Genomic DNA, 12,479 nt, shown 5'->3' on the forward strand with positions numbered 1-12,479 from the left:
GGCGGTGGCCATGCCCATTCGACGTCGCCGGAGGAACGACATTGAGCATCAGCGCCCAACCTGCCCCGAATGCCCCACCGCGCAGCGCGGAGGAGGCCATCGAAGGCCTGCCGTCCGGTTTCGGCGAGGGCCTTGCCGGCAAGACCGTCTTCACCATCGCCATCGTCTTCTCGCTGTTCCAGATATGGGCGGCGGCCTATGGCAGCCTGCCGAGCCAGGTGGTGCGCGCCATGCATGTCGGCTTCCTGCTGCTGCTCGGCTTCACCCTGCTCGGCAATCTGGTGGCCAAAAGCACCGCCGGCAAGGTCTGGTTCTGGACGCTCGGGCTGCTCGGCTTTTCGACCGGCCTCTACAACTGGATCTTCTATGTCGACCTGATCCAGCGCTCGGGCTTCCACACCGACCTCGACCTGGTGGTGGCAAGCCTCATGGTCGTGCTGGTGTTCGAGGGCGCGCGCCGCCTCATGGGCCTGCCGCTCACCATCATCTCCGGCATATTCCTCGCCTACTGCTTCTTCGGGCAATACCTGCCCGCGCCGTTCCAGCATCGCGGCTATGATTTCGAGCTGATCGTCGAGCATTTCGGCTTCGGCACCGAAGGCATCTACGGCACGCCGATCTACGTCTCCTCGGCCTATATCTTCATCTTCGTCGTCTTCGCCGCCTTCCTCGAACGGGCCGGGATGCTGAACCTGTTCAACGACCTGGCGCTCGGGCTTGTCGGCTCCTGGCGCGGCGGGCCGGCGCAGGTCTGCGTCATGTCCTCGGCGCTGATGGGCACCGTGTCCGGCTCGGGCGTGGCCAATGTCGTCGCCTCCGGCCAGTTCACCATTCCGCTGATGAAGCGGTTCGGCTTCTCCTCGGCCTTTTCGGGCGGCGTGGAGGCGACCTCCTCGATGGGCGGGCAGATCATGCCGCCGGTGATGGGCGCGGTCGCCTTCATCATGGCCGAAACGCTGAACGTGCCCTATGCGGATGTCGTCAAGGCGGCGCTGATCCCGGCCGTCCTCTATTTCGGCGTCTGTTTCTGGATGGTCTATCTGGAGGCCGGCAAGGCGAAGCTGTCCGGCATGGACCGGGCCATCCTGCCGAACCCGTGGAAAGCGCTGAGGAAGGACTGGGCGCTCATGCTGCCGCTCGGGGCGCTGGTCTACCTGCTGTTTGCCGGTTACACGCCGATCTTCGCCGGCACGATGGGGCTGGCGCTGGTGGTGGTGCTGATCCTCGGCACGCCGCTGGCCGCCCGCATCGGCCCGTTCGCCTTCCGCATCGTCTTCTGGGTGGCGCTCGGCGTCGCGGCCTCGGCCTTCCTGAAATTCGGCGTGAACATCCTGTTCCTCGTCATCGCCGCGCTGGTCGCCGCCTGCTTCTTCGTGCAGGGCGGGCGCGAAACGCTGATCATCTGCCGCGATTCGCTTGCCGAAGGCGCCAAGAACGCCCTGCCGGTGGGCATCGCCTGCGCCATCGTCGGCATCGTCATCGGCACGCTGACGCTGACCGGCATCGCCTCCACCTTCATCGGCGCGATCATCCGGATCGGCGAGAACAACCTGTTCCTCTCGCTGGTGCTGACGATGATCACCTGCCTCGTGCTCGGCATGGGCATTCCCACCATTCCGAACTACATCATCACCTCGTCGCTGGCCGGCCCCGCCCTGCTGGCGCTCGACGTGCCGCTGATCGTCAGCCACATGTTCGTCTTCTATTTCGGCATCATGGCGGACCTGACGCCGCCCGTGGCGCTCGCCTGCTTCGCCGCCGCGCCGATGGCCAAGACATCGGGGCTGCGCATCTCGCTACAGGCGACCAAGCTCGCCACCGCCGGTTTCGTCGTGCCCTTCATGGCCGTCTACACGCCCTCGCTCATGCTTCAGGACGCCGGGCCGATGGCGGAAGCCTGGGGCTATCCGGTGGAAGTGGCCTATGTCTTCACCAAGGCGTGCCTGGCCATCGGCCTGTGGGGCATGGCGGTCGTCGGCTTCCTCATCCGCCCGGCGGCACTATGGGAACGGGGGCTGGCGCTGGCGGCCGGCGTGCTTCTCGTGCTTTCCCTGCCGCTGACCGACGAAATCGGCTTCGCGCTCGCCGCCCTCATCATCGCCCAGCACTGGTGGCGAGCGAGAAGCGCCGTTTCCCCGGCGACATGAGCGCGCTCTGCATCCTTGCCGGGGGAAAGACCGTGACGCTCGCCGTCAGCCTCTTCTCCCTCGGCTGGACGCATTCGGTGCAGAAAACCGGATGGCGCGAAGAATGGCGGATCACGCCCGCCGGGCTGGTGCTCGAAACCGCGATGATCAGGGGTTCGGGCGCCGGCATGGAGCCGGGCGAAGGCGCGGTGGCGCGGGACGGATGGCTCGTCTGGCATCCGCGGACGAAGCCCCTGCCCTCCCTCGCGCTGGCCGCTTCGGGCGCCACCGGCGGCGGCTGGCAGCTCTGCCACGACGGTGGCTGCCTCCAACTGGGAAGCCGCGCCGGCGAAGACACAGTGTTGAGCGTCTGCGACGACGATTGAACCGCGGCGGGCTGGTGCAGGCCGGGAGGACACCTATATGATGTCTGGAGGAACCCCAGCGAGGAGCGAGAACCGATGTCCTTCTTTCCCGGAGACGATCCCGTTGCGGGCGACGCCTTTTCCTGCTCGGCCATCGAGAGCCTGATCATTCCGCGCACCAGCGATCTCGGCAATTTCGAGGTGCGCCGCGCGCTTCCCTCGCGCCGGCGGCGGCTCGTCGGCCCGTTCATCTTCTTCGACCGCATGGGCCCGGCGCTGCTGAGGGCCGATCAGGCGCTCGACGTGCAACCGCATCCGCATATCGGCCTTTCGACCGTCACCTATCTGTTCGACGGCCAGATCAAGCACCGCGACAGCCTCGGCACCGAACTCGTCATCAAGCCCGGCGACATCAACCTGATGACCGCCGGCAAGGGCATCGTGCATTCCGAACGCACGCCGGAAAAGCTGCGCGGCCATCCGCATTCCATCTCCGGCCTGCAAACCTGGCTGGCCCTGCCCGACAGGCTGGAGGAGATGGACCCGGAATTCACCCATACCGAAGCCGCCTCCATGCCGGAATTTTCCGCCGAAGGGGCGCGCGGTCGCGTCGTGATCGGTTCGTTCGAGGGACTGGCATCGCCGGTCCGGGCCTTTTCCGACACGCTCTATGTCGACCTGACGCTTGAGGCCGGCGCGCGTTTTCCCTTCCCCGCCAAGCAGGAGGAGCGGGCGCTCTACATCCTTTCCGGCAGCCTCGGCGTCGCGGGCGACCGTTTCGCCGCCGATCAGCTGCTCGTGTTCCGCCCCGGCGACGCGATCACGCTGGAAGGCGGGCCGGAGGGATGTCACATCATGCTGTTCGGCGGTGCCGCGCTGAATTCGCCGCGCCACATCTGGTGGAACTTCGTTTCCTCCTCGCGGGAGCGCATCGAAAAGGCCAAGGAAGAGTGGCGCACGGGGCGTTTTGACATCGTTCCGGGCGACGAAGACGAGTTTGTCCCCTTGCCGCAGGGCTGATTTGCGCTAGAACGGTTCGGACGAGCGTATTCCGCCCATCGCCCAACTCCGATGAAACGAGCGGAACCGCCCGGACTGGACCCAGTAAAGAGAACCGCCAGTGACGCAATCCACATCCACCCCCGCCCCGCAGACGCCGCTTCTCGATCAGGTCCACTATCCGTCGGACCTGAAGACGATCGACGACCGCGACCTGCCGCAACTCGCCCGCGAACTGCGCGATGAGATGATCGACTCCGTGTCCCGCACCGGCGGCCATCTCGGCGCGGGCCTCGGCGTGGTGGAACTGACGATCGCCATCCACAAGGTGTTCGACACGCCGGACGACCGGCTGATCTTCGATGTCGGCCACCAGTGCTATCCGCACAAGATCCTGACCGGACGGCGCGAGCGCATGCGCACGCTGCGGCAGGAAGGCGGCCTTTCCGGCTTCACCCGCAGGGCAGAGAGCGAATACGACAATTTCGGCGCTGGCCATTCCTCGACCTCGATTTCCGCCGGCCTCGGCATGGCGGTCGCTGCCGATCTCGACCGCTCGGACCGCAAGGTCATCGCCATCATCGGCGACGGCGCCATGTCGGCCGGCATGGCCTTCGAGGCGCTGAACAATGCCGGGGCGCTGGATGCCCGCCTGATCGTCATCCTCAACGACAACGACATGTCGATCGCCCCGCCGACCGGGGCGATGAGCGCCTATCTGGCCCGGCTCGCCTCCGGCCGCACCTACATGGGCATCCGCGACCTGGGGCGGAAGCTGACGGCCTATCTCGGCAAGACCATCGACCGGGCGATCACCCGCGCCGTCGGCCATGCACGCGGCTATGTGACGGGCGGAACGCTGTTCGAGGAACTGGGCTTCTACCATATCGGCCCGATCGACGGCCATTCCTTCGACCATCTGCTTCCGGTGCTGCGCAACGTGCGCGACAACGCCCGGGGCCCGGTGCTGATCCATGTGGTGACGCAGAAGGGCAAGGGCTATGCCCCGGCCGAGGAGGCCGCCGACAAGTATCACGGCGTCAACAAGTTCGACGTCATCACCGGCGCGCAGGCCAAGGCCAAGCCGAACGCGCCGAGCTACACCTCCGTCTTCGCCGATGCGCTGGTGGAGGAAGCCCGCCAGGACGACAAGATCGTCGGCATCACCGCCGCCATGCCGTCCGGCACCGGCCTCGACAAGCTCGCCGAGGTTTTCCCGGAGCGCTGCTTCGATGTCGGCATCGCCGAGCAGCATGCCGTGACCTTCGCCGCCGGCCTCGCGACCGAGGGCTTCAAGCCGTTCTGCGCGCTCTATTCGACCTTCCTCCAGCGCGCCTACGATCAGGTCGTCCACGACGTGGCGCTGCAAAAGCTGCCCGTGCGCTTCCCCATCGACCGCGCCGGCTTCGTCGGGGCCGACGGGCCGACGCATGCCGGCTCGTTCGACACCGCCTTCCTCGCCACGCTGCCGGGCATGGTGGTGATGGCCGCCGCCGACGAGGCCGAGTTGAAGCACATGGTGCGCACCGCCGCCGCTTACGACGACGGCCCGATCGCCTTCCGCTACCCGCGCGGCGAGGGCGTCGGCATCGACATGCCCGCGCGCGGCGAGGTCCTCGCCATCGGCAAGGGCCGCGTCGTCAAGCAGGGGTCGAAGGTGGCGCTGCTGTCGTTCGGAACCCGGCTGGCCGAATGCCTGCACGCTGCCGAGGACCTCGACGCCGCCGGCCTTTCGACGACTGTCGCCGATGCGCGCTTCGCCAAGCCGCTCGACACCGATCTCATCCGCCAGCTTGCCCGACATCACGAAATCATCGTGACCGTGGAGGAAGGCGCCGCCGGCGGCTTCGCCTCGCAGGTGCTGCATTTCATGACCGGCGAGGGCCTGCTCGACAGCGGATTGAAGGTGCGCTGTCTGACGATGCCCGACGAATGGGTGGAGCAGGCGAAGCCGGAATCCATGTATGCCAATGCCGGGCTCGACCGCACCGGCATCGTCAAGACGGTGTTCGCCGCGCTCGACCACAAGGCGATCAGCTTCGGCACCGCCGGCTGAGGGGGCATGGCGCCTCCCTCACCCGGGGAACCGTTCAGGACATGAACGGCGCGATCCGCACGTCGATACTCTTCCCGCTCGACTTTGCCAGATACATCAGCGAATCCGCGTGGTTGAGAAAGGAATCGGCCGTGGCGACGGCATCGGCGACCGACACGCCGACGGCGGCGCCGACCGGCAGGGCGACGCCATCGAGATCGACATTGCCGACGATGCCCTGCGCCAGCTCGTAAAAGCGGCTCGCGACCGGCTTTCTGTCGCGCGGGACCGTCAGGATCGCCGCGAACTCGTCGCCGCCGAGCCGTGCCACGAAGTCCCTGGCGTTCATGGCGGCCCGCAGGCGTTTGGCGACAATGCGCAGCAATTCGTCCCCGACCGCGTGTCCGTAGATATCGTTGACGCCCTTGAAGCCGTTGAGGTCGATATAGACCAGAACGAGGCTCTGCTGCGGCGTCTGGCGGTCGAGCGCCTTCGCCAGCGCGTCGTCGAAGGCGCGGCGATTGGGCAGGCCCGTCAGGGAATCCGTGAAGGCAGCCTCGATGATCGAATGCTCGAAAGCCTTTCGGGCGGAATTGTCGAGGATGAACTCGATGTCGAAGCTCTCGCCATGAATGCGGCGCCTCTGCGCGCTGATCAGTGTTGGAATGAGCCGATTGCCGGAATCGATCATCTCGACCTCGGCCAGGTCGTAAAAGCCCTGCGTTTCCAGAAGATGCATGCGTTGCAGCCGGGCCGGATCGTCTAGGCCGTAGGGAAGGTCGATGGACAGCGACTGGCCCTCCAGTTGCGGCCAGCTCCGCCCGACCAGCGAAAGATAGGCCTGGTTCACCTTCACATAGCGGGAATTATGCTCGATCGTCGAAATGGAAAAGGGAACGGGGGAGAAATCGAAGAGGTCGGCCAGCGCCTCCCTGAGAACCTTTTCGGACAACATTCCCATCCCCTTTCGTGTTCGCCGGATCGTCCACCCGTCCTTTCCGAACGCAAAACCGCTTCACATTTTTGCTCGAAACGCTCCGGCAGGCAACCGTCGCGACAGGGCGGTTCAGAACTCCGTCCAGTCCGGATCGCTCCTGCCGCCCTCTTCCTGCCGGGCGCCGAACGCACCGGCAAGCTTCTGGCCGAGCGCATGGGCCGGCGAGGGAACCGGGCGGGCCGTCTCGGGCGCGGCCTGCGGCGTCGTGATCTTGCGGACCGGCTGGCGCGCGACCGGCTGGGCCGCCGGACGCGATGCGGCGGCACCGGATGCCCCGGCGGGCGAAAAACCCTGCGCGCGCGGCTGCGGAGCGCCGGCGACGGCGGCTTCCCCGTCGATCCTGAACTGCGCGAGCAAGTCGTTCAGCGACTGCGCCTCGCCGGCCAGCGTATGGCTTGCCGCCGTCTGCTGCTCCACCATCGCGGCGTTCTTCTGCGTGCCCTGATCCATCGTGTTGACGGCGGCATTGATTTCCTGAAGGCCCGTCGCCTGTTCCCGCGCAGCGATCACGATGGTCGACACATGGGCGTCGATCTCCTCGACCTCGACGATGATCGCCTCCAGTGCCTTGCCGGTCTCGTCGACGAGGTTGACGCCGTTGAGCACCTGCTGGCTCGACGCGTTGATCAGGGTCTTGATCTCCTTGGCCGCATTGGCCGAGCGCTGGGCGAGTTCGCGCACCTCCTGCGCCACGACGGCGAAGCCCTTGCCGGCATCGCCGGCACGGGCCGCCTCGACCCCGGCATTGAGCGCCAGAAGATTGGTCTGGAAGGCGATCTCGTCGATGACGCCGATGATGCTGCCGATCGCCGCCGACGACTTCTCGATCTCCCGCATGGCCGAGACGGCGCGGCGCATGACATCGCCGGACTTCTCCGCCTCGCCCTTCGCCTTGGCGACGAGCTGGCCGGCCTGTTCGGCACCCTTGGCCGAATCGCGCACGGTGGTCGTGACCTGCTCCAGCGCCGCCGCCGTCTCCTCCACGGAGGCCGCCTGCTGCTCGGTGCGGTGGGCGAGGTCGTCCGTTGCCGAGAGGATTTCGGAGGCGCCGGCCCGCAGGGTGGCGGCGGTCGTGCCGACCGCCCTCAACGTCGCCTGCAATTTCTCCAGCGCATTGTTGAAGTCGACGCGCAGCTCGTCCAGATGCGGCGCGAAATCCCTGTCGAGGCGATAGGAGACATCGCCGTCCGACAGCGCCCGCAGACCGTCGGCCAGCTGCTCGACGGCGAAACGGGTCTGGCCGTCGCGCTCGGCGCGGTCCGCATCGTTGCGGCGGCGCTCTTCCTCGCTCTCGGTACGCATGCGCTCGGTCTCGCCCGAAAGACGCTCCTTGTCGATGGCGGCCTGCTTGAAGACCAGAACGGCCCGCGCCATGCGGCCCACCTCGTCGCCGCGGTCGACGGCAGGCACCTCGATGTCGTGGTCGCCCTCGGCCAGCCGGCTCATGGCCGCCGTCATGCCCACGACCGGCGTGACGATGGAGCGCGACAGGAGCCAGACGAGCAGGAGGGCGACGACGCCCGCCAGCGTGCCGCCGAGCCCGAGCGCGATGTAGATGCCGGTCTGGCGCACGTTCTGCTCGGCCATCAGCAGTTCCCGGCGCCCGCCGACATCCTCCCGGAAGCCGGTGAAGGCCTGGCGGAAGGCGTCGAGATGATTACGCGCGGCACTCCCGCCGATCTCGACGATTTCCGATACCGGCATGCCGGTATCCTTGCGGGCCGCAAGCTGCGGCACGGCCAGTTGCGTGTGGAAGGCGTCGGCGGCCTGGCGCATGGCCGACAGCCCGGCCAGCGCCTGCGCGTCTCCGTCGGCCAGCCGGGCGGCGTCGTCCAGCGCCGCCAGCATCCTGTCGCGGCTGGCGAAAACGTCGTTGTAGGCACCCTCGCTGCGCAGCAACAGGTAGCCGCGCTGGTTGACGGCCTGTTCCAGCATCGCAGCCTGCGCATCGTCGGCCTTCAGCATCACCTCGCTGAAGCGGTCGACCTCGTCGGATGCCATGTTGTTCTGCATGGAACTCCAGAAGACCCAGGCCGACGCGAAGGCGCACACGCTCATGATGGCCATGAACGTCAGAACCAGTTTCAGGTTGAGCGAGAGATTCTTCAGGGACATCGGACTTAATTCCAGAACTATGGCCGGCGAGGCGCCGCCGGAACCGGCGTTGCCGCCGCATGCTTGCGTTGACACGAAGTGGGAGATGGCCGCCCTCATGGCGGCGCTGCCGTAATGTCCGGCAGTAAACTCGCTGCCAAGTGTCCGGCGCTTGTATTGAAATCATGTTAACCCGCTTCCCCAAGAAAGTGCCCTCCCCGCGCGGCGTTCCGCCGCATGGCGGATTTTCGCGGCGCGCCGGGCGGTTTTGCACAACAATTTTCTTGCGCGCGCCGCAAAGGCCGGTCATTGACGGTCGCATGGGACAGAAAACCGAAGATTTGCGGCTCGACCAGCTTCTGCTGGCACGCGGCCTTTTCGAAAGCCGCTCGCGGGCCCGCGACGCCGTGCAGCGCGGCACGGTGACGGTGAACGGCCGCACGGTGACGAAGCCCGCGGCGAACGTCGCGGCCGATGCGGATATCGCCATCGACGACCCGGCGCAGGCCTATGTGTCGCGCGCGGCGCTGAAGCTCGTGGCGGCGCTCGACACTTTCGCGCTGTCGCCGGCGGGCCTGTCCTGCCTCGACGTCGGCGCATCTACCGGCGGCTTCACGCAGGTGCTGCTCGAACGCGGCGCGGATCGCGTCACCGCCGTCGATGTCGGGCACGGCCAGATGCATCCGACGCTTGCCGCCCATCCGAAGGTCGCGAACATCGAGGGCCTGAACGCGCGCCACCTGACGGCCGGCGACATCGGTAACGTTGCGGTGGGCTTCATCGTCTCCGACGTTTCCTTCATCTCGCTGAAACTGGCGCTGGCGCCGGCGCTCACGCTCGCGCGCCCCGGCGCGTCCTGCGTCCTGCTGGTCAAGCCGCAGTTCGAGGCGGGGCGGGAGGCGATCAGCAAGGCGGGACTTCTGAAGGAGCCGGAAACGGCGCCCGCCGTCGCCGCCGGGCTGGAAGACTGGCTGGTGCTCGACATGGGCTGGACGAGCCTCGGACTGATCCCCTCGCCCATCGAGGGCGGCGACGGCAACCGCGAGTTCCTGCTCGCCGGGAGAAAAGCATGAGCACGGAAACGGTCACGATCGCCAGCCTCGGGGCCGAAGGCGACGGCATCGCCCACACCGCCAGCGGCACGGTCTATGTGCCCTTCGCCCTGCCCGGCGAGGTCGCGGCCATCGCGCGGGTCAGGAACCACGGCACGATCATGTCGCTTTCCGTTGCCTCTCCCGACCGGCGCGAACCGCCCTGTCGCCACTTCGGCCCCGATGCCGAGGGCGGGGCCTGCGGCGGCTGTTCGCTGCAACATTACGCCGACGCGCCCTACCGCGCCTTCAAGCGCGCGCTGGTGGCGGATGCGCTGAAGGCCAAAGGCCTCGACACCGAGGTCGGCGCGCTTATTCCCGCCCGGCCGGGCGAGCGGCGGCGCACCGTCTTCACCCTGCGCCGGACGGAAAAGGACATGCTGCTCGGCTTCAACCAGGCCGGCAGCCACCACATCATCGCGATTGCGGAATGTCCCATCGCCGCGCCGGGCATCGTGGCGCGGCTTGCCGATATCCGTGCCATCGCCGCCTCGCTGGCGACCGGTCCCGATCCATTCCGCGTCACCGTCCTGGAAACCTCGACCGGGCTCGACCTCGGCTTCGAAGGCATCCGCAAGGCCGGCGACAGGGAGCGCCGGGCCATGACCCAGACCGTTCTGAAACTCAGGGGCATCGCCCGCGTCTCGCTCGACGGCGAAATCCTGATCGAGCCGGTGAAGCCGCTCATCGATTTCGGCGGCATTCCCGTCGTGCCGCCGCCCGCCGGCTTCACGCAGGCCACCCGGCCGGCGGAAGACGCGATGGCCGAACTCGTGCTCGGGCATCTTTCGAAGGCAAAGAAGGTCGCCGACCTGTTTGCCGGCGCCGGCACGTTCGCGCTGCGGCTGGCGCGCCGGACGAGAGTCCACGCCGTCGAGGGCGACGGCAAGGCGCTGGCGGCACTGGACCATGCGGCACGCAACACGCAGGGGCTGAAGCCGGTGACGGTGGAGAAGCGCGATCTTTTCCGCCGGCCGCTGATGACCAGCGAACTCAAGGCCTATGACGGCCTCGTCTTCGATCCGCCCCGCGCCGGAGCGGAAGCGCAGGTGAAAGAGCTGGTGCGCTCGGGCATTTCGCGGGTCGCGGCCGTTTCCTGCAATCCGCTGACGCTTGCCCGCGACCTGAAACTTCTCACGGACGGCGGCTATCGCATTAACAGCGTCACGCCCATCGACCAATTCCTCTGGTCGACGCATGTGGAAACGGTGGCGCTGCTTTCGAAATGAACCGGCGGGGGACCGTCCCCTGCCGCCGCTCCGTCACCGGTTGAGGAAGGCTTCGAAGGCGCGGCGGGCTTCCGCGCTCCTGAGGCGGGCGGCGAAAGAGACCAGTTCCTCGTTCATCCGTTCCATCAGCGGGCCGCGATCACCACGCAGCAGTTGCCGGGAGATGGCGAGCGCCTCCGGCGGCAGGCTGGCGAGGCGCGCGGCGAGGCGCAGGGTTTCCGGCGCCACCTCGTCCGGTTCGACGACGCGGTAGACCAGCCCGGCATCCTTCGCCTCGACGCCGGAAAAGCCTTCGCCGGCGACAAGCAGGGCGAAGGCGCGCTGGTAGCCCATGACGCGCGGCGCGATCAGGCTCGATCCCGCCTCGGGAACCAGGCCGAGATCGACGAAGGGCGCCTTGAACAGGCTGCGCGGCGAAGCGACGGTCAGGTCGCAATGCATGTTGATCGTCGTGCCGATGCCGATGGCGAGGCCGTCGACGCCGGAGACGATGGGCTTGGCGCTATCGGCCAGTTCCTGGAGGAAGTCGAAGGCGACGGGACGGGCCAGCGAACCGCCCATCGCATAGGCGAGAAAATCCTTCATGTCGTTGCCGGCGGTAAAACAGCCGTCGGTGCCGAGAAAGGCGATGGCGCGGACGGCGGAATCCGTGTTCGCCGTCGTCAGCGCCTCCGCCATGCGGGCATACATGGCCTCGGTGATCGCGTTCTTCTTCTCCGGCCTGTTGAAGCGGATGATCTGCACACCCGGATAGGTTTCCACCCGTTCCAGGAGAATGTGGTGTTCGGACATCGATATCTCTCCTCCGGCGCGTTTCGCGATCCCAGCCTCCGTCGAGCATCGCAAGAACTTCCTGCCAATCCCTGAAACGCTTTGCAAAGCTTTTAGCGAAACGTTTCCGTTTTCTGTTAAGAGGATTTTACGTAAACGTCAAATAAAGAGTGTGCCGGACATGCAAACGCCCGGCACGAAGGCCGGGCGTCGAAGGATGGAAAACCGTTCCCGCGCTCAGAAATAGGGCGAATAGCACTGCTGGCGCGGCCCGTTATAGGGCTGGAACGTGTTGTCGTAGGACCGGTACGAGCGGTAGCGCGACGAACACCAGTCGTAATGCCGCGGGTTGATGCCCGAGGACGGAGCCGCACGCGGAACCGTCGGCTGGGAAGCCGCGCCGCCGATGATGGCGCCGGCCGCGAAGGCCGCAAGCGGGAACCAGTAGCCGTTGTGATAACGGTAGCCCGGACGCGCCTGGCGATAGCCGCGGTGGCCGTTATGCCAACCCTGGCGCGGCGGCGGCGCGCGATTGAAGTTGCGCGGCGGCCCCCGACGGTCGTCGTAGCGCGGCGGCGGCCTGTGGCGGTAGTCCCTCCGGTCCCACTGGGCGAGTTCAATATTGGCATCGACCGCAGCCGGGGCCCTGACCAGCGGCATGGCCTGGACCGGCAGAAGCGTGCCGACAACCATGATCGCCGAAAGACCGGCCGAGAGAAGCGTCTTGGTAAGCCTGCTCATCTTTTGCATCCCTCCAGTTATCGGTCGGCGC

Annotated in this window: 10 protein-coding genes; 6 read left to right on the forward strand and 4 right to left on the reverse strand. The window is 66.9% G+C overall.

Annotated elements, in window-relative coordinates:
* The first annotated feature begins 41 nt into the window (after positions 1-41).
* The 4 genes from NOF55_RS15925 to dxs all read left to right on the forward strand — a co-directional run bounded on the left by NOF55_RS15925 (position 42) and on the right by dxs (position 5,546).
* Positions 42-2,147, forward strand: coding sequence for a TRAP transporter permease (locus tag NOF55_RS15925; RefSeq protein ID WP_306410107.1), 2,106 nt, complete (start codon positions 42-44; stop codon positions 2,145-2,147).
* Positions 2,144-2,512 (forward strand): DUF1850 domain-containing protein, encoded by a 369-nt coding sequence (locus tag NOF55_RS15930; protein ID WP_306410106.1) that lies wholly within the window; start codon positions 2,144-2,146, stop codon positions 2,510-2,512. The genes NOF55_RS15925 and NOF55_RS15930 overlap by 4 nt, the downstream gene beginning before the upstream one ends.
* 75 nt (positions 2,513-2,587) lie before the next feature.
* Positions 2,588-3,511, forward strand: coding sequence for a pirin family protein (locus tag NOF55_RS15935; RefSeq protein WP_306410105.1), 924 nt, complete (start codon positions 2,588-2,590; stop codon positions 3,509-3,511).
* Between the two features lie 100 nt (positions 3,512-3,611).
* Positions 3,612-5,546: a 1-deoxy-D-xylulose-5-phosphate synthase gene (gene dxs, locus NOF55_RS15940; protein WP_306410104.1), complete on the forward strand. Its 1,935-nt coding sequence runs from the start codon at positions 3,612-3,614 to the stop codon at positions 5,544-5,546.
* Positions 5,547-5,580: 34 nt separating this feature from the next.
* On the opposite strand, the gene NOF55_RS15945 is transcribed toward dxs, so the two are convergent.
* Positions 5,581-6,480, reverse strand: coding sequence for a GGDEF domain-containing protein (locus tag NOF55_RS15945; protein WP_306410103.1), 900 nt, complete (start codon positions 6,478-6,480; stop codon positions 5,581-5,583).
* A gap of 111 nt (positions 6,481-6,591) precedes the next feature.
* The gene (locus NOF55_RS15950) at positions 6,592-8,637 is read right to left on the reverse strand and encodes a methyl-accepting chemotaxis protein (RefSeq protein ID WP_306410102.1); all 2,046 of its coding nucleotides are present in this window, start codon (positions 8,635-8,637) and stop codon (positions 6,592-6,594) included.
* Positions 8,638-8,936: 299 nt separating this feature from the next.
* Here NOF55_RS15950 and NOF55_RS15955 point away from each other — a divergent pair, with 299 nt between their 5' ends.
* Both NOF55_RS15955 and NOF55_RS15960 read left to right on the forward strand, forming a co-directional pair.
* Complete coding sequence (locus NOF55_RS15955) at positions 8,937-9,689, forward strand: TlyA family RNA methyltransferase (protein ID WP_306410101.1); 753 nt, start codon at positions 8,937-8,939, stop codon at positions 9,687-9,689.
* Positions 9,686-10,936 (forward strand): class I SAM-dependent RNA methyltransferase, encoded by a 1,251-nt coding sequence (locus tag NOF55_RS15960; protein ID WP_306410100.1) that lies wholly within the window; start codon positions 9,686-9,688, stop codon positions 10,934-10,936. The genes NOF55_RS15955 and NOF55_RS15960 overlap by 4 nt, the downstream gene beginning before the upstream one ends.
* 33 nt (positions 10,937-10,969) lie before the next feature.
* On the opposite strand, the gene NOF55_RS15965 is transcribed toward NOF55_RS15960, so the two are convergent.
* The gene (locus NOF55_RS15965) at positions 10,970-11,728 is read right to left on the reverse strand and encodes a crotonase/enoyl-CoA hydratase family protein (protein ID WP_306410099.1); all 759 of its coding nucleotides are present in this window, start codon (positions 11,726-11,728) and stop codon (positions 10,970-10,972) included.
* Between the two features lie 216 nt (positions 11,729-11,944).
* Positions 11,945-12,448 carry a BA14K family protein gene (locus NOF55_RS15970; protein WP_306410098.1) on the reverse strand — a complete coding sequence of 168 codons (504 nt, stop codon included), beginning with the start codon at positions 12,446-12,448 and terminating at the stop codon, positions 11,945-11,947.
* Between the last annotated feature and the right edge of the window lie 31 nt (positions 12,449-12,479).

Origin of the sequence: Ectorhizobium quercum, assembly GCF_026552795.1 — a bacterium.
GTDB lineage: Bacteria > Pseudomonadota > Alphaproteobacteria > Rhizobiales > Rhizobiaceae > Ectorhizobium > Ectorhizobium quercum.

Bases quoted from the DNA above. Each gene is read 5' to 3' on its own strand.
- NOF55_RS15930 (WP_306410106.1), top strand. From the start codon at position 2,144: ATGAGCGCGCTCTGCATCCTTGCCGGGGGAAAGACCGTGACGCTCGCC.
- NOF55_RS15935 (WP_306410105.1), top strand. From the start codon at position 2,588: ATGTCCTTCTTTCCCGGAGACGATCCCGTTGCGGGCGACGCCTTTTCC.
- NOF55_RS15945 (WP_306410103.1), bottom strand. From the start codon at position 6,480: ATGTTGTCCGAAAAGGTTCTCAGGGAGGCGCTGGCCGACCTCTTCGAT.
- NOF55_RS15950 (WP_306410102.1), bottom strand. From the start codon at position 8,637: ATGTCCCTGAAGAATCTCTCGCTCAACCTGAAACTGGTTCTGACGTTC.
- NOF55_RS15955 (WP_306410101.1), top strand. From the start codon at position 8,937: ATGGGACAGAAAACCGAAGATTTGCGGCTCGACCAGCTTCTGCTGGCA.
- NOF55_RS15960 (WP_306410100.1), top strand. From the start codon at position 9,686: ATGAGCACGGAAACGGTCACGATCGCCAGCCTCGGGGCCGAAGGCGAC.
- NOF55_RS15965 (WP_306410099.1), bottom strand. From the start codon at position 11,728: ATGTCCGAACACCACATTCTCCTGGAACGGGTGGAAACCTATCCGGGT.
- NOF55_RS15970 (WP_306410098.1), bottom strand. From the start codon at position 12,448: ATGAGCAGGCTTACCAAGACGCTTCTCTCGGCCGGTCTTTCGGCGATC.